At 70.1% G+C, this 16,344-nt stretch carries 14 protein-coding genes; 10 read left to right on the top strand and 4 right to left on the bottom strand.

The genetic code is table 11. The features are described from left to right. Positions 1-21 precede the first annotated feature (21 nt). Positions 22-2,145 carry a MinD/ParA family protein gene (locus RWS82_RS06955; protein WP_314648067.1) on the top strand — a complete coding sequence of 708 codons (2,124 nt, stop codon included), beginning with the start codon at positions 22-24 and terminating at the stop codon, positions 2,143-2,145. Next, complete coding sequence (locus RWS82_RS06950) at positions 2,142-2,633, top strand: peptide deformylase (RefSeq protein WP_314648065.1); 492 nt, start codon at positions 2,142-2,144, stop codon at positions 2,631-2,633. Before RWS82_RS06955 ends, RWS82_RS06950 begins: the two co-directional genes overlap by 4 nt. A 62-nt stretch (positions 2,634-2,695) precedes the next feature. Here RWS82_RS06950 and RWS82_RS06945 read toward each other — a convergent pair whose 3' ends face one another. After that, on the bottom strand, positions 2,696-4,528 hold the full coding sequence (locus RWS82_RS06945) for a long-chain fatty acid--CoA ligase (RefSeq protein WP_314648063.1): 1,833 nt from the start codon (positions 4,526-4,528) through the stop codon (positions 2,696-2,698). A 150-nt stretch (positions 4,529-4,678) separates the two neighbouring features. On the opposite strand from RWS82_RS06945, the gene RWS82_RS06940 reads away from it, so the two are divergent. Further along, positions 4,679-5,377, top strand: a complete 699-nt coding sequence (locus RWS82_RS06940; protein WP_314648062.1) for a lysophospholipid acyltransferase family protein — start codon at positions 4,679-4,681, stop codon at positions 5,375-5,377. A 37-nt stretch (positions 5,378-5,414) separates the two neighbouring features. Continuing rightward, on the top strand, positions 5,415-6,755 hold the full coding sequence (locus tag RWS82_RS06935; RefSeq protein ID WP_314648060.1) for a class II 3-deoxy-7-phosphoheptulonate synthase: 1,341 nt from the start codon (positions 5,415-5,417) through the stop codon (positions 6,753-6,755). A 106-nt stretch (positions 6,756-6,861) separates the two neighbouring features. On the opposite strand, the gene pknB is transcribed toward RWS82_RS06935, so the two are convergent. Together pknB and RWS82_RS06925 are read right to left on the bottom strand one after the other, a co-directional pair. Then, positions 6,862-8,814 carry a Stk1 family PASTA domain-containing Ser/Thr kinase gene (gene pknB / locus RWS82_RS06930; RefSeq protein ID WP_314648059.1) on the bottom strand — a complete coding sequence of 651 codons (1,953 nt, stop codon included), beginning with the start codon at positions 8,812-8,814 and terminating at the stop codon, positions 6,862-6,864. A 79-nt stretch (positions 8,815-8,893) separates the two neighbouring features. Next, on the bottom strand, positions 8,894-10,117 hold the full coding sequence (locus tag RWS82_RS06925; protein ID WP_314648057.1) for a LysM peptidoglycan-binding domain-containing protein: 1,224 nt from the start codon (positions 10,115-10,117) through the stop codon (positions 8,894-8,896). A 141-nt stretch (positions 10,118-10,258) separates the two neighbouring features. Between RWS82_RS06925 and RWS82_RS06920 the strand changes: the two genes are divergently transcribed. Then, positions 10,259-10,609 (top strand): Rv2175c family DNA-binding protein, encoded by a 351-nt coding sequence (locus RWS82_RS06920; protein ID WP_400190062.1) that lies wholly within the window; start codon positions 10,259-10,261, stop codon positions 10,607-10,609. A 46-nt stretch (positions 10,610-10,655) separates the two neighbouring features. On the opposite strand, the gene RWS82_RS06915 is transcribed toward RWS82_RS06920, so the two are convergent. Continuing rightward, positions 10,656-11,756, bottom strand: a complete 1,101-nt coding sequence (locus tag RWS82_RS06915; RefSeq protein ID WP_314648055.1) for a polyprenyl synthetase family protein — start codon at positions 11,754-11,756, stop codon at positions 10,656-10,658. An 85-nt stretch (positions 11,757-11,841) separates the two neighbouring features. Here RWS82_RS06915 and RWS82_RS06910 point away from each other — a divergent pair, with 85 nt between their 5' ends. The 5 genes from RWS82_RS06910 to RWS82_RS06890 all read left to right on the top strand — a co-directional run bounded on the left by RWS82_RS06910 (position 11,842) and on the right by RWS82_RS06890 (position 16,342). Then, entirely contained in the window at positions 11,842-12,222 is a 381-nt protein-coding gene (locus tag RWS82_RS06910; protein WP_314648054.1) for a DUF3040 domain-containing protein, read from the top strand. A 288-nt stretch (positions 12,223-12,510) separates the two neighbouring features. Then, positions 12,511-12,942: a division/cell wall cluster transcriptional repressor MraZ gene (mraZ, locus tag RWS82_RS06905; protein ID WP_314648053.1), complete on the top strand. Its 432-nt coding sequence runs from the start codon at positions 12,511-12,513 to the stop codon at positions 12,940-12,942. A gap of 101 nt (positions 12,943-13,043) precedes the next feature. Further along, positions 13,044-13,982, top strand: coding sequence for a 16S rRNA (cytosine(1402)-N(4))-methyltransferase RsmH (gene rsmH / locus RWS82_RS06900; protein WP_314648051.1), 939 nt, complete (start codon positions 13,044-13,046; stop codon positions 13,980-13,982). Continuing rightward, a complete protein-coding gene (locus RWS82_RS06895) occupies positions 13,979-14,542 on the top strand; it encodes a hypothetical protein (protein WP_314648049.1) in 564 nt (187 codons plus the stop codon). Before rsmH ends, RWS82_RS06895 begins: the two co-directional genes overlap by 4 nt. 33 nt (positions 14,543-14,575) lie before the next feature. Beyond that, positions 14,576-16,342, top strand: coding sequence for a penicillin-binding protein 2 (locus RWS82_RS06890; protein WP_314648047.1), 1,767 nt, complete (start codon positions 14,576-14,578; stop codon positions 16,340-16,342). Positions 16,343-16,344 lie beyond the last annotated feature (2 nt).

Genomic DNA, 16,344 nt, shown 5'->3' with positions numbered 1-16,344 from the left:
GCGCGAGCTGGGAGCACGACCGTGAACACGAACAACACCACCGATCCCGTCGACGACGACTCGACCGGGGTTCTCGACGAGGCGATCGCCATCGACACGACGGCGATCGGCATCATCGGGAGTCCCGCCACCGCGCAGGTGAGCGTCGTCCTGCCCATGTCGGTCGACGACGACCTCGCCGACGACGAGGTGATCGACGGAGAGGTCGATGAGTCGGTCGTCGCCGATCTCACCGATTCCGGTACCCGCGGCATCGCGTCGCCCGCGGAAGCGACCGCGGGCACGCGCCCCGATGAGGAACCCCCGACCACGGGCGCGATCACCATCTCCTCGCTCCCCGCGGCGCCCGCGCGCGGCGAGGAGCAACCGGCGGACGAGGAGCTGACGGATGCGGAGCCGGTGGACCCTGCGCTCACGGATGCTGAGCCGGCGGATGCTGCGCCGGCGGATGCTGCGCCGGCGGATGCTGAGCTCATGGATACTGAGCCCGCGGATCCGGAGCCGGCGGATGCTGAACTCCCGGATGCTGCGCTGACGGATACGGAACTCCCGGAAGCTGTAGAACCGGATGCCGAGCTGATGGATGCGGAGCACGCGGATGCCGAGCCGGCGGATGCCGAACCTTCGGATGCCGAGCCCGCGCATGTCGATGCGCTGGATGCTGAGCTCGTCGATGCTGAGCTCGTGGATGTCGAGCCCGTGGATGCTGAGCTCGCGGATGCTGAGCCCGCGGATGCTGAGCTCGCGGATGCTGAGCCCGCGGATGCTGAGCTCGTGGATGCCGAGCCGGTGGATGCCGAGCCCGTGGATGCCGAGCCGGTCGATGTCGAGCCCGCAGATGTCCCTTCGACGGATGTCGAGTCTGCGGACCTCCATGCGCTGGACGCCGAGTCGACCGATGGCGCTCCGGTCGATGTCGAGTCCGCGCATCCCCAGACCCTGAGCGCGACGGACGACGAATCCGAGCCGGTGGGCGTGGCCGATCCGCCCGCCGACAACGTGGAGGAGCCCGGCGTCGAGGCGCCCGCACCGTCCCTCGTCCGCCCGACCACGCGGCGCGCCGCCGCGCACCCCGAAGCGAAGGAGGCCTCCCGCATGGAAGAGCCGAAGCGAGCCGTCACCCGCCACGCAGCGCGGTCGACGGAGCCGAACCCGACACCGGCCGCGAAGCGCGTGGGCGACCTGTCCGAGTCCTCGCGCGAGTCCGCCGACCTGCTCACCTCCGACCGCCTGCTCGTCCCGAGCCGTGCCGCACGCCCCGAACCCGAGGGTGGCTGGTCGCACCTGGTCTACAGCCTCACGGGAGGCCGGATCAACCTCGGTGACGGCCGCCGCGCGCGCGAGCGCAAGGCGCTGAGTGCCCGCATCGCCGCGCCCCTGACCGGCGGCGCGCGCTTCGTGCCGGTGCTCTCGCGCAAGGGCGGCGTCGGCAAGACGACCATCACCGCTCTGCTGGGGATGGCCCTCGCGGATGCCCGGGACGACCGCGTCATCGCGATCGACGCCAACCCCGACCGCGGCACCCTCGCCGACCGCATCGCGCACACCGGGCGCACGAGCTCGGTGCGCGACCTCGTGAAGGCGCGCGACCGCATCAGCGGGTACCACGATGTCTCCGCCCTCGTCGCCCGCGACAGCACGAGGCTCGACGTGCTCGCCTCCGATGACGACCCGCGGGTGGCCGAGGCCTTCGGCGACCCCGCGTACCGCGAGGTCGCCGATGTCGCCGCGCACTTCTACTCCCTCGTGCTCACGGACACCGGCACGGGCATCGTGCACGACGTGATGTCCGCCACCCTCGACCTGGCCGATCGCCTCGTGATCGTGTCCGGTCTGAGCGTCGACGAGGCACGTCTGGCCAGTGAGACGCTGACCTGGCTCGAGACCAACGGTCACGCGCGGCAAGTGCGGGAGGCCATCGTCGTGCTCAATCAGTCCGCGCCCGGAACCCCGCTGGTGCGCGTCGACGAGCTGCAGACCCACTTCGCCACACGGGTGCGCTCGGTGTTGCGCATGCCGTACGACGCGCAGATCGCGGCCGGAGGGCCCATCGTGTTCGCCCAGCTGCAGCCGACGACCCGCGCCGCCGCGCGCGAACTCGCCGCGCTCGTCGTCGAGGGACTGCGTACGGAGGCATCCGCATGACCGTCCGCGAGATCCGCGTCTTCGGCGATCCTGTGCTGCGCACCGCGTGCACGCCGATCGAGCACATCGACGACGGCGTCCGCGCCCTGGTCGCCGACCTCGTCGACACCGTCGAGGTCCCTGGGCGCGCCGGCGTCGCGGCGCCCCAGATCGGCGTCGCCGTGCGGGCTTTTAGCTACAACATCGACGGCGAGATCGGCTACGTGCTGAACCCCGTGCTGACCGAGGTGCGGGGCGACCCCGTGCCGACGGGGGAGGGCTGCCTCTCGGTGCCGGGGCTCTGGCACGACGCGCTGCGCCACCCGTGGGCGCGCGTGGAGGGCATCGACCTCGACGGCGAGCCGGTGGTGCTTGAAGGGGAAGGACTGCTCGCCCAGGCGTTGCAGCACGAGACCGACCACCTCGACGGCATGCTGTACCTGTCGCGCCTCGACCCCGAGACCCGCCGCGTGGCGATGCGCGAGGTGCGTGAGAGCAGCTGGTTCTGACGGCATCCACACCGCAGCCCCGTCCCGTCGATGCTGCACGGGGCGGGGGCTGCGTCGTCGGGTCAGCCGGTGATCGACACGTTGGTGGTGGCGACCGGCTCGTCGTAGATGGCGGCGATCTCGTCGGCGAAGTCGGTCATGATGACGTTGCGCTTGATCGACAGCTTCGGCGTCAGATGACCGGATGCCTCGGTCCACTCCGTGTCGAGGATCGTGAACTTGCGGATCGACTCGGCCCGGGACACGCGCGTGTTGGCGGCATCGACCGCGCGCTGCACCTCGGCGCGGACGGCGTCGTTGGTCGCGGCCTCGCGAAGCGGCATGTCGGCCGAGAGCCCGTTGTTCGCGAGCCACGTCGGCAGCATCTCGGAATCGAGGGTGACGAGGGCAGAGATGAACGGCTTCTGGTCTCCGACCACCACCACCTGCCCGACGATCGGGTTCGCCCGGATGGGATCCTCGAGCGCCGCGGGGGCGACGTTCTTGCCGCCCGCAGTGACGATGATCTCCTTCTTGCGTCCGGTGATGGTGAGGAAGCCCTCGCTGTCGAAGCTGCCGATGTCGCCGGTGCGGAACCACCCGCCGTCGCTGAATGCGGCCGCGGTCGCCTCGGGGTTGTTCCAGTACTCGCGGAAGACGTTGATGCCGCGGACCTCGATCTCGCCGTCGTCGGCCAGACGCACGCCGACGCCCGGCAGGGCCGGACCCACGGTGCCGATCTTCGACTTGTCGGCGAGGTTGACGGTCGCGGGGGCGGTGGTCTCCGTCAGGCCGTAACCCTCGAGGATGACGACGCCGAGACTGTGGAAGAAGTGCCCGAGCCGGGAACCGAGCGGCGCCGAGCCCGACACCGCGTGCGCGACCTTCCCGCCCATCGCCTCGCGCAGCTTGCTGTAGACGAGCTTGTTGAACAGCGCGAACTTCAGCTTCATGCCGAACGGGATCTTCTCGCCGGCCTCGAGGCGCTTCGAGTGCTCGATGGCCACGTCGGCGGCGGCGCGGAAGATCTTGCCCTTGCCGCCGGCCTCGGCCTTCTGCTCGGCGGAGTTGTACACCTTCTCGAACACGCGGGGGACCGCGAGGAGGAACGTGGGCTGGAAGGAGCCGAGCGCGGGGAGCAGCTGGCGGGTGTCGGGCTGGTGTCCCGTGCGGACGCCCGCGTGGATGTTGAGGATCGAGATGAACCGAGCGAAGACGTGCGCGGTGGTAATGAAGAGGAGCGTCGACGCGCCGGGTGTCTGCACGACCGCGTCGAGAGCCTTCGCCGAGTTGCGGGAGAGTTCGACGAAGTTGCTGTGGGTGAGCACGCATCCCTTCGGTCGCCCCGTGGAACCGGAGGTGTAGATGAGGGTCGCGATGTCGGAACCCACGGCCAGGCCGCGGCGGCGCTCGATCTCGGCGTCGTCGACCGAGACGCCCTTCGCCGAGAGCGTGCCGATCGCGTCGAGGTGGAGCTGCCACACCTCGCGCACGAGCGGCAGGTCGCCGCGGATCTCGTCGACCCGCGCGAAATGGTCGGGCGACTCGACGAGCAGGGCGCTGGCGCCGGAGTCCTCCATGATCCACTGGATCTGCGACGGCGAACTCGTCTCGTAGATCGGCACCATCACGGCGCCGGCGTAGAACAGGGCGAAGTCGACGAGCGTCCAGTCGTAGGTCGTGCGGGCGAGGAAGCCGACCTTCTCGCCGGGCTGGATACCGGCGGCGACGAAGCCCTTCGCGAGCGCGACGACGGCCTTCTCGAAGTCGGCGGCCGAGATGTCGCGCCAGCCGCCGCGTTCGGGGACCGAGAACAGGGGGCGATCGGGGGTCGCGCGCACGCGCTCGACCAGGAGGTCGGAGACGTTCGCGTCAGGGTCGGCGGGGACGACGGCGGGAACTTCAAACTGGACCACGGCAGCTCCTTCGGTACCGGTCGGGCACGGGTTGCCCCCGAGTCTAGGGCATGGCACCGGGTCGCATGAGGAATGAAACTGAGTCGCGCGGACCGTGGTGATCGTCGGATGTTCCCGAAGGGGCGGCGTCGCGGCGATAGACTCACCTCGATGTTCTACTGGCTGATGAAGTACGTGGTGATCGGCCCCGTGGTCAAGGCGGTCTTCCGCCCCTGGATCGTGGGGCGCGCGAACGTGCCCCGGACCGGGGCCGCCATCCTCGCCAGCAACCATCTCTCGTTCGCCGACTCCATCTTCCTGCCGCTGATGATCGACCGGTCGATGTCGTTCCTCGCCAAGAGCGACTACTTCACCGGCCGCGGGCTCAAGGGCTGGTCGACCAAGTTCTTCATGAAGGCCACGGGCCAGCTGCCGATCGACCGATCCGGCGGCAAGGCCTCGGAAGCGTCGCTCAACACCGGTCTGCAGGTGCTGGGCGGGGGAGACCTCCTGGGCATCTACCCCGAGGGCACGCGCAGCCCCGACGGCAAGCTCTACCGCGGTCGCACCGGCATCGCCCGCATGGCGCTCGAGGCGAAGGTGCCGGTCATCCCCGTGGTGATGGTCGACACCGACACCGCGATGCCGATCGGCCAGCGCATCCCGCGGGTGGCGCGCGTCGGAATCGTGATCGGCGAGCCGCTCGACTTCTCCCGGTACGCGGGCATGGAGAACGATCGGTACATCCTCCGCTCGGTCACCGACGAGATCATGGTCGCGCTGCAGCGACTCGGTGCGCAGGAGTACGAAGACGTCTACGCGTCGTCCGTGAAGGACCGCCTCCCGGCCCGCGTCACACGACGCCGCTGAGGCCGGCCGCGCAGCGCGCGACCACTAGGCTGGGGGCATGCTCCCGCACGACATCGACGCCCTGGATGCCTGGCGTTCCCTCCCCATCAAGCAGCAGCCGCAGTGGCCCGACGCCGAGCGCGTCGCCGAGGTCTCGCGTCAGATCGCCGCGCTTCCTCCGCTGGTGTTCGCCGGCGAGGTCGACAACCTGCGCGACCGTCTGGCCCGCGCCGCGTCCGGTCAGGCCTTCCTGCTGCAGGGCGGCGACTGCGCCGAGACCTTCGCCGGAGCCACGGCCGAGCAGATCCGCAACCGGATCAAGACCGTGCTGCAGATGGCCGTCGTGCTCACGTACGGCGCATCGATGCCCGTGGTCAAGATGGGGCGCATGGCGGGTCAGTTCGCGAAGCCGCGATCGAGCGACAGCGAGACCCGCGGCGACGTCACGCTGCCGGCCTACCGCGGCGACATCGTCAACGGCTACGACTTCACCGAGGGTTCGCGCCAGGCCGACCCCGGTCGCCTGCTGCAGGGGTACCACACCGCCGCGTCGACGCTGAACCTCATCCGTGCGTTCACGCAGGGCGGGTTCGCCGATCTGCGCGAGGTGCACTCCTGGAACAAGGGCTTCGCACAGAACCCCGCCAACCAGCGTTACGAGCGTATGGCGGCCGAGATCGACCGGGCGATCAAGTTCATGGAGGCGGCGGGCGCCGACTTCGACGAACTGAAGCGTGTGGAGTTCTTCACGGGGCATGAGGGTCTGCTCATGGACTACGAGCGGCCTATGACGCGCATCGACTCGCGCACCGACACCCCGTACAACACGTCCGCGCACTTCCTGTGGATCGGTGAGCGCACGCGCGAGCTCGATGGCGCCCACGCCGACTACTTCTCGCGCATCCGCAACCCCATCGGGGTCAAGCTCGGCCCGACCACCACGCCGGAGACCGCGCTCGAGCTGATCGACAAGCTCGACCCGAACCGCGAGCCGGGCCGCCTGACGTTCATCACCCGCATGGGCGCCGGCAAGATCCGCGATGCCCTGCCGCCCCTGCTCGAGGCGGTGCGCGACTCCGGCGCCACCCCGCTGTGGGTGACGGATCCGATGCACGGCAACGGCATCACCACGCCGACCGGCTACAAGACCCGTCGTTTCGACGACGTCGTCGACGAGGTGCGCGGCTTCTTCGAGGCCCACCGGGCGGTCGGCACGTTCCCCGGCGGCATCCATGTCGAGCTCACCGGCGACGACGTCACGGAGTGCCTGGGGGGATCGGAGCAGATCGACGAGGCGGCGCTCGCGACGCGTTACGAGAGCCTGTGCGATCCGCGTCTGAACCACATGCAGTCGCTCGAGCTGGCGTTCCTCGTGGCCGAGGAGCTCGAGAAGCGCTGACGTTCCGAAGCATCCGCGAAGGCCGCATCCGGGATCCCCGGTGCGGCCTTCGTCGTCCGCCGACGGTGCCGCCGCGCGCCATGGATGCCCACGCCGCGCAGCCGCGCTAGAAGGCGCTGCTCTTGATCTGCACGGTCACCTGCACGCCGCGCTGCCGTTGGGAACCGGGGCCGGGGTCGGTGCCGGACACCTCGGTGAAGTCGTTGGGGAAGGCGTTCCAGATCGCGTTCCACACGGGCTCGAACCCGGCGTCGCGCATCTTCTTCGCGGCCTCGTCACGAGTGAGTCCCGTGACGTCGGGCACGGGGAAGAGTTCCGGACCCTTCGACACGATCAGCTGCACGCTGTCGCCCGGGCGCCAGTTGCCCTCTTCCGCACGGTCGGCGACACCGATCACGCGGTCCTTCTCGACCTCGGTGCTGAAGACGTACTGCGGCTCATCGGTGACACCGAGCCCCTTGGCTGCGAGCGTGTCGGTGGCCTGACCGACCGACAGACCCGAGACGTCGGGGAACTCGCCCGCCGAGACGTAGAGGCCGACCGTGTCGTCTTCGAAGAGATCGCACCCCTCGGCGCAGGCATACGACTCCGCGCCGCTGCGCGGGGTGACGAAGGCGTTGATGACGACGCCTTCGGCGGCGTCGGAGAAGAGCAACAGGGGTTCGTCGCCCACGTTGACTGAGATCGCGGAGAGGTACTCACGGGCCTCGTCCTCGGTCTTCCCGTTCAACGCCTCGACGGTGTGCGGAGCCGGGCCGGCCGAGACGATCACGGTCACGGCGGCGCCCTGCTCGAGGCGCGCTCCCTCCCGCGGATCGGTCTCGATGACCGTGCCGGCGGGGATGTCGATCGCGAACCGCTCCTGCTGCGAGGGTTGGAAGCCGTCCTCGGTGAGGGCTGCTGCGGCCTCCTCGTAGGTCAGGCCCTGGACGCCGGGGACGGCGACGAGCGACCCGGGCCCGGACCCGAACCACCAGCCGACGCCGCCGGCGACGGTCGCGAGCAGCAGCACGATGGTCAGCAGGAGAGCGCCGCGCGCGCGACGGCGGGCGGCGCGGCGCCGCAAAAGTGTGGCGTTGTCGAGCGTGACGGCCGCGCCCGGGTCGGTGACCTCGGGGGACGGCATGGTCGACGGCATCGGGAGCACCTTGGTGAGCTCACCGGACTCCGCGAGCACGCGAGTGTGCGCGGCGGTCGCCGCAGCCGGGGCGACGTCGATCTCGCGCTCGATGGCGCGCAGCCGCTCGAGCATCTGCTGCGCGTCGTCCGGCCGTTCGTCCGGAGACTTCTCCGTCGCCCAGAGCACCAGTTCGTCGAGCTGCTCGGGGATCGCGGGATTGCGGATGCTCGGCCGCGGCACGGACTCGGTCGCGTGCTGGAAGGCGATCTGCATTGGCTGCTCGCCCTTGTAGGGCTGCTCGCCGACGAGCATCTCGTACAGCATGATGCCGAGGGCGTAGATGTCGCTCCGCGCGTCGGCGGTGCCGCGGGTGACGAGTTCCGGGGCGAGGTAGGCGATCGTGCCGAGCAGCTGCTGCCCGGTGGCGGTGTTCGCCGTGGTGGCGCGCGCGAGGCCGAAATCGCCGATCTTGATGCGTCCGTCCTCGGCGAGCAGCACGTTCTCGGGCTTCACGTCCCGGTGCACGATCCCGGCGCGATGCGCGGCCGCGAGTCCGGCGAGGATCGCGTCCATGATGGTGATCGTCTGCGTGATGGTGAGCCGCTTCTGCTCGCGGAGCAGCTCGCGCAGGGTGATACCCGGGAGGTACTCCATCACCAGGTAGGCGAGCTCGCCGTCCTGCCCCTGGTCGAACACATTGACGACGTGCGGGTCGGCGAGTCGGGCCGCCGATCGCGCCTCCTGGATGAAGCGGCTCTGGAAGGCCGAGTCGTCGCTGAGGTGCGCGTGCATGACCTTGAGCGCGATGCGGCGCTCGAGGCGGAGGTCGGTGGCGACGTAGACGGTGGCCATGCCGCCGCGGGCGATGCGGGCACGCACCCGGTACCGGCCGTCGACAAGCCGCCCGATGAGCGGGTCGGCTTGCTGGTGGGACGTCACGACAGAATTCTAGAGAGAACTGCCTGGGAGGCCCGGGAGCGCCTCACCCCTGCGGAGAAGTCGATTCGGACGGCTCGCCTCATCGGTGCAGCTCGAGCCACCGGTGGGCGGCGGTCTCCCACTGCCCGTAACGGTCGGGGAAGGCCGAGATCTGCACGGCCTGCGCGGCCTGGGTGAACGGCATCTCCTGCCACCCGGGGATGTCGAGCAGTCCGCGTGTCGTCGCGCCGTTGGGGTCGTTCGGGCCGCCGTAGAAGGCCCGAGCCGCGCGATCCGCGTCCTGCACCTGTTCGGCGGTGCCCCACCCGGTGCTGGGCCGCTGCTGGAAGAGCCCGAGGGAGTCGCGGTCGCCCCAGGTCACATTGCGCAGGCCCGATTCGACCATGGCGGTGGCGAGGGCGATCGCGATCCCGCGGTCCGGTACCCCGAGTTCGGTGCCGACGCGGATGATGAGAGCGGCGTTCGCGGCCTGCTCCGCCGACAGGTCGGCCGAGAGCTGAGCGTTCGGGCCGGCCGGGGCTGGGGCGGGTGCGGCGGGCGCGGAGGCGGCGGGCGCCGCGGGTGGGCCGGGCAGCTGCAGCGTCTGGCCGGGGTAGATGATCGATGCGCGGTCGAGGCCGTTCGCCGCGAGCAGGGCGTCGAGGCTGGTGCCGTGGGCGCGGGCGATGGCGAACAGGGTGTCGCCCGCGGCGACGGTGTGCATGCCGGCGGCCGGTGCGGGGGCGGGCGCGGGCGGCGCGGGGGCGGCGGGCGCCGCAGCTGCGGCAGGGGTGGACGCGGGGGAGAGCGCGAGCGTCTGACCCGGGTAGATGATCGACGAGCGGTTCAGTCCGTTCGCGGCCAGCAGGGCGTCGAGGGACGTTCCGTGAGCGGCGGCGATCGCGAAGAGGGTGTCGCCGGGAGCGACGGTGTGGACGGACGTCGGCGCGGGAGCCGGGGCCGCCGGTGCCGCCGGGGCGGGCGCGGGGGTCGCACCGGCGAGGCGCAGGGTGTCTCCGGGGCGGATGACCGAAGCGGGAGTCAGCCCGCTCCATGCGAGCACGTCGGCGGTGCGCAGTCCGAACCGGCGCGCGACGTCGTACACCGTGTCGCCCTCGACCACGGTGTAGCTGTCGGGCGGGACGGGGGCCTGGGCGGGAACCACCCGGAAGCCCGAGGCGGCGCGGTCGTGCAGCGGCGCGGTCGTCGACGCGACCGCCGGGGCTGCGGGCGTCGCGAGAGCGCCCGCGAGGGCGCCCAGGACTGCAGCCGGCAAGGCCAGCGGCGCGAGGCGGCGTCGGCGCTCGGATGTTCTCGTCGTCATGGAGGGGGCCCCTTTCGAGTTCTGCCACGCTGACACGGCATGGGGGAGAAGTCAACAGGAGTGACGCATGTGACGGGTGTGACGATGTGTCACACGCCGCTCGGCTCGCCCGCCGCCCGAGCGGCGTGGGATAGTGGCTAGGTGTCTGAGAACGTTGCCGCAACCCCCTCCGCCGACTGGCTGACCATGCCCGACCTCGTCGAGGCGCTCGGCGAGCCGCTGAGTCGCGTCCGCCGCCTCATCGACGAGCACTACCTGGTCGGGTCGCGTCGAACCGGCGTCTTCGCCGTGCCGTCCGTCTTCCTCGTCGACGGCCGCCCGCTCAGCTCGTTGCGCGGCACGATCATCGTGCTGCAGGACGCCGGCTTCAGCGACGACGAGCTCATCGACTGGCTGCTCGAAGAGGAGGAGACGATGGGTCGCGCGCCGATCACCGCCCTCCGAGAGGGGCACAAGAGCGAGGTCCGTCGAATCGCCCGCACGCTCGCCTGAGCGCCCATCGAGTCGCGCCAGGCCCGTTGAGGTCGGGCCAGCGGGCTCAGGCCGTTCGCACCGTCGCGGCACGGGCCAGGTCGCGCAGCCCCTGCATCGCGGTGCCGTCGAGGCGTGTGCCCGCGAGGGCGCTCTCGGCCTCGTCGGCGTAGGAGGCGATCAACTCCTCGACCCGCGCGAGCGCGCCTGTCTCGTGCATCGTGGTGCGGACCGACGTCACGCGCGACTCGTCGAGCAGCGGATCTCCGAGCAGGGCGTCGAGTGCGCGTCGCTCGTCCGCCGCCAGGCGCTCGCGGGTGAAGGCGACGAGCACCGTGCGCTTCCCCTCGCGCAGATCGTCGCCGGCGGGCTTACCGGTCTCGGCCTCGTCTCCGAAGACGCCGAGGACGTCGTCTCGCAGCTGGAACGCCATACCGATCGGATGCCCGAAGCGACGCAACGCGTCGAGCTGGTCGTCATCGCCACCGGCGAGGGCCGCGCCCAGAACGAGCGGTTGCATGATGCTGTAGCGCGCGGACTTGAGTGACGCCACCCGAAGAGCGCGCTCGGCGTGCGTGGCGTCGTCGGCCACGCTCCACGCGGACTCCTCGGCGATGTCGAGGAACTGCCCGACGGTGACGTCGCGGCGCATCCGCGCGTACTCGGCGCGCACGCCAGCGGCATGGGGGTGCGCGGCCAGAGCGGACTCGAGCAGATCGTCGCTCCAGGCCACCAGCAGGTCTCCGAGCAGGATGGCGGCGGATCGTCCGAATCCTTCGGGGTCGCCGCTCCACCCCGACTCCCGGTGCGACGCCTCCAGCGCGCGGTGCGCGGCGGGGCGGCCGCGACGCGTGTCGGAGTTGTCGATGAGGTCGTCGTGCACGAGAGCCGCGGACTGGAAGATCTCGAGGGCGGCGCACAGGTCCCACAGGGCGACGTCCTCCGTGGCATACGGATCCGTCATCCTCGCGACCGATGCCCACCCCGCGTGGCAGAAGCGGGCGCGCAGTCGCTTCCCGCCGATGAGGGTGTCTGCCGCGGCATCCACCAGCGCCAAGGCATCCGGGCCGTACTCCGACGACTCCGCACGCATCCGGCGCAGGAACTCCTGCAGGCGAGCGGCGACGGCATCGGGGACGGCGGCAGGGGAGAGCACGACTCCCAGCATACGTATAGGAAGGTGAGCCCCAATCGCTAGCCTCCGACGCATGCGCGCGCGTAGAATGGAATGCACGACACCCGAGGGGGACGAAATGCCACTCTCCGAACAGGAGCAGCGTCTGCTCGACGAGATGGAACGCCATCTCCTGCACAACGACGCCGATGTTGTCAGTGCGCCTTCGGGCGATCGAGCGCTGAGCTACCGCAACCTCGTCTACGGTGCACTGCTCGTCCTGGCCGGTATCGGCGGCCTCGTGGTCGGCGTGATCCTCGGCGACGTGTGGGGCATCGTCGTCGGCGTGGTCGGATTCGCCGCCATGCTCGCCGGTGTCATGCTGGCGGTCACCCCGGTTCGCCGGGCGTCGACGGCCGCTCCCGCGCGTACTCCTCGCGCTGCCGCGCCGACGAAGGGATCCGCGTCGTTCATGGATCGCATGAACGATCGATGGGATCGTCGTCACGAGGGGCAGTAGACCCCTCCACCCCGTCTTCTGAGAAGGCCCGGATGCTTCGAGCATCCGGGCCTTTTTCGTGCGCGTTCGGCGTCGTCGACGTGCCGACCCCGTGTCCGGGCCCCCACCGTCCTCCACCGTCCCTCCACCGTCCTCCACCGCCGAACTCCCGCGGAATTACAGGCCTCCGTGCAATCGCTGCCTCCATCGCGGTCGATCTGACGCAACTCCACCGTAGGAAAGTGGAGGGAAGTGGAGTAAAGTGGGGCACACCTCGAGTTTGGCCGGACGGAGAGGGGGTGATGGCTGATGTTGCTGGGGACGCATTCTCCGAAGCTGGACGACAAAGGGCGGGTCATTCTCCCCGCGAAGTTCCGCGAAGACCTCGGTGGCGGCATCGTCGTCACCCGAGGCCAGGAACGCTGCCTCTACGTCTTCAGCACGGCCGAGTTCGAGGCGATGCACGAGCGGATCCGTCAGGCCCCTCTCGCCAACAAGCAAGCGCGTGACTTCATGCGTCTGTTCCTCTCCGGCGCGAGCGCGGAGATGCCCGACAGCCAGAACCGCATCACCATCCCCGTGCACCTGCGTCAGTACGCAGGACTGCAGAAGGAGCTCATCGTCACCGGTGTCGGCGCGCACGCCGAGATCTGGGACGCCGAAAGCTGGAACGCCTACCTCGCCGCGGGCGAGGAGACCTACGCCGATCTGGAGCAGGAGGTGATTCCGGGCCTGTTCTGACCACGGCTGTGATGCCCCGCCGCTCCCGCCCCGACACACTTCCCCGGTGCCGGGTCGCGAAGCGGAGGGGGATCAGAGCCGAAGGTCACCCGAAAGAGATCATGAACCTCCGAGACATCCACACCCCCGTCCTGCTCGAGCGCTGCGTCGAGCTGCTCGCCCCCGCCCTCCAGGGCGACGGGGCGGTGCTGGTCGACGCCACGCTCGGCATGGGCGGACACGCCGAGGCCTTCCTCGAGCGCTTCGACAACATCCGCCTCATCGGCCTCGACCGCGACACCGACGCGCTGCGCATCGCGGGGCAGCGCCTGGAACGGTTCGCCGATCGCGTCACGCTCGTGCACACCGTCTACGACGAGATCGGCCTGCACGCCCAGGGTGCGTCGGGCATCCTGTTCGACCTGGGTGTCTCCTCCCTGCAGCTCGACGAAGCGGAGCGCGGCTTCGCCTACTCGAAGGACGCCCCCCTCGACATGCGCATGGACCAGACCAAGGGTCTGACGGCGGCCGAGGTCGTGGCCACGTACAGCGAGGGCAACCTCCGCCGCATCCTCGAGCGCTACGGCGAGGAGAAGCTGGCCGGCCGCTACGCCCGCTTCATCATCGAGGCGCGCCAGAAGAAGCCCATCACCCGCTCCGCCGAACTCGTCGAGATCCTCATCGCCGCGACTCCCGCGGCCGCGCAGCGCGCCGGACACCCAGCGAAGCGCGTCTTCCAGGCGCTGCGCATCGAGGTGAACTCCGAACTGACCGTGCTCGCCGACGCGATCCCGCCGGCGATGGACGCGCTGAACATCGGCGGACGCATCGTCGTCATGTCGTACCAGTCGCTCGAGGACCGTCTCGTCAAGCAGGCGTTCGCCGCGGCATCCGCCTCGACCGCCCCCGCCGGGCTGCCGGTGGAGCTGCCGGAGCACGCCCCGCGATTCCGCGTGCTGACCAAGGGCGCCGAACTCGCCGACGAGGCGGAGCGCGCCCGCAACCCCCGTGCCATCCCCGTTCGTCTGCGAGCGGCCGAGAAGATCCGAGAGTCCGCATGAGCGCACCCGCCGTCGTCCGTCGTCCGGCGCAGCCGAGCGCGCCCCGCGCCACTCCGCAGCGCCGCCTGCAGCCGGTGACGCAGCCCGCGGTCCGCCGCCGTCCGAAGCTCGTCTACGCCCTCGTCGCCTTCCTCGGCGCCATGGTGATCGGGGGAGTGCAGGTCGCGCTCTCGCTCGCGATCACGCAGGACTCGTTCGCCCTCGCCGGCCTCACCTCTCAGCAGCGCGAGCTCGACCTGCGGGCCGAAGCGCTGCAGGAGGAGCTCACCGGCCTGAGCTCGCCCCAGGTGCTGGCCACCAGCGCCTCCGGTCTCGGCATGGTCGTCGCGGGGTCGCCCTCGTACCTCCGTCTGAGCGACGGGGCGGTGTTCGGCACCGGCGCCGGCGCCGACTGGACGTCCACGGTCGACCCGGCGGGTGCCGGTGCCGTGGCAAACTCCCTAATCGCGCCCCCCGCCGCGCCGGACGCCGCTGCCGAGGACGCCGAGACGGGCGGCGGTCCCGCCGACGACCTCCCGCTGTCGATCGCCGACGGCCTGCCCAGCCCCACCACCCGCTGACCCACGCTCGCTCACCACGGACGGAGAGAAGACATGACGACACGCGCCACACGCGGTCCGCGACGACGTACGGTCGTGGCCCTCGCGGTCATCCTCTGCGTGCTGGTGACGTTCGTGATCCGCCTCGTCGACATCCAGGTCGTCAGCGCGAACGAGCACATCGCCGACTCCGAGGGCGTCATCGGGCAGGGAGACACGATCTCGGGGCAGCGGGGCGAGATCGTCGACACCGAGGGAACGGTTCTCGCCTCGAGCGTGCTGGTCTACGACGCGCAGCTGAGCCCGCTGGTGATCACGCAGCTCGAGGAGAAGGACCCCGAGCTGCCGTGGGCCGAGGCATCTGAGAAGATCGCCGCGATCACCGGTCAGACCGGCGACGAGGTGCGCGCGCTCGTCGCCGACAAGCTCGCGGTCGACCCGACCAGCCAGTACGTCGAGTTGAAGACTTCGCTCACGACCGAGCAGTACATCGAGTTGCGCGACCTCAAGCTCGCCTACCTGCACATGGATGGGCGTGAGACGCGGGTCTACCCGAACGGCGCGGTCGCCGGCAACATCGTCGGCTTCCTCAACGGCAGCGGCGAGGCGCAGGCCGGCATCGAGAAGCTCGACCAGCAGTGCCTCGCGCCCACCGACGGAGAGATCTCGTACCGCAAGGGCAAGGACGGCGTCGTCATCCCCGGAAGCGAGCACGTGGTGGATGCCGTCAACGGCGGCACCGTCCAGCTCACGCTCAACAGCGACCTCAACTGGTACATGCAGCAGATGATCGCCGAGGAGGCCCAGAAGCAGGGCGCCAAGGGCGGCACGGTCACGGTCGTCGAGGTCGAGACCGGCAAGATCCGGGCGGCGGCCGAGTGGCCCGCCGTCGACCCCAACGATCTCGCGAACGCACCCGCCTCGGCGTGGAGTAGCCAGATCTTCCACCGCGACTTCGAGCCGGGGTCGACGTTCAAGGCCATCACCGCAGCCGCCGTGATGGAGGGCGCGGGTGTCACGCCCCTGAGCACCGTGAACGCGGCCTCGCGGGAGAAGTTCCCCAACGGCGCGGTCATCAACGATGCGTTCAGCCACCCGGCGTACAACTACACCCTCGCGGGCGGCCTGATCGACTCCTCCAACGTGGCGCTGTCGAAGTTCGGCACGATGGTGAGCCCGGACGTGCGATACGACTACCTGAAGCGCTTCGGCGTCGGCGAAGACACGGTCGGCTTCCCGAGCGAGGTCGCCGGCACCCTGCATCCCGTCAGCGAGTGGGACAGCCAGTCGCTCTACACCACGACGTTCGGGCAGTACTTCACGGTGACGGCGGCGCAGGTCGCCGGCGCCTACCAGGCCATCGCCAACGGCGGGGAGAAGATCGACCTGTCGCTCGTCGAGTCCTGCACGCAGACCGACGGCACGGTGGTCGACGTCGCCGCACCCGACCACGAGCAGATCATCACCGAGCAGACCGCCGCCGACCTGACGCGGATGCTCGAGAACGTCGCCGTGCAGGGCGGTAACGCCGAGCGCATCCAGGTGCCGGGCTACCGGGTCACCAGCAAGACCGGTACCGCGCAGGTGCCCGACGGCAACGGCGGCTACAAGCAGGGCGTGTACTTCACGAGCATGGTGGGCTTCGCCCCCGTCGACGACCCGAAGTACGTCGTCATGGTCACCCTCGACGAGCCGACTAAGGTTGTATCGTCCGCAGCGACCGCATCCGCCTTCCAGAAGGCGATGACGCAGGTCATGAAGACCTATCGCGTGATGCCGTCCTCCACCCCGATGGACGAGTTGCTGCCCAAGTTCGAGTAGTC

Origin of the sequence: uncultured Microbacterium sp. (genome assembly GCF_963528945.1) — a bacterium.
Lineage (GTDB): Bacteria > Actinomycetota > Actinomycetes > Actinomycetales > Microbacteriaceae > Microbacterium.
The sequence above is the reverse complement of the archived record's forward strand: the minus strand, read 5'-3'. Positions and strand labels throughout refer to the sequence as shown.

Coding starts and splice junctions, on each gene's coding strand:
- RWS82_RS06895 (WP_314648049.1), top strand. CDS start 13,979: ATGAGCGCACCCGCCGTCGTCCGTCGTCCGGCGCAGCCGAGCGCGCCC.
- RWS82_RS06935 (WP_314648060.1), top strand. CDS start 5,415: ATGCTCCCGCACGACATCGACGCCCTGGATGCCTGGCGTTCCCTCCCC.
- mraZ (WP_314648053.1), top strand. CDS start 12,511: ATGTTGCTGGGGACGCATTCTCCGAAGCTGGACGACAAAGGGCGGGTC.
- RWS82_RS06925 (WP_314648057.1), bottom strand. CDS start 10,117: ATGACGACGAGAACATCCGAGCGCCGACGCCGCCTCGCGCCGCTGGCC.
- RWS82_RS06940 (WP_314648062.1), top strand. CDS start 4,679: ATGTTCTACTGGCTGATGAAGTACGTGGTGATCGGCCCCGTGGTCAAG.
- rsmH (WP_314648051.1), top strand. CDS start 13,044: ATGAACCTCCGAGACATCCACACCCCCGTCCTGCTCGAGCGCTGCGTC.
- RWS82_RS06915 (WP_314648055.1), bottom strand. CDS start 11,756: ATGCTGGGAGTCGTGCTCTCCCCTGCCGCCGTCCCCGATGCCGTCGCC.
- RWS82_RS06950 (WP_314648065.1), top strand. CDS start 2,142: ATGACCGTCCGCGAGATCCGCGTCTTCGGCGATCCTGTGCTGCGCACC.
- RWS82_RS06910 (WP_314648054.1), top strand. CDS start 11,842: ATGCCACTCTCCGAACAGGAGCAGCGTCTGCTCGACGAGATGGAACGC.
- RWS82_RS06890 (WP_314648047.1), top strand. CDS start 14,576: ATGACGACACGCGCCACACGCGGTCCGCGACGACGTACGGTCGTGGCC.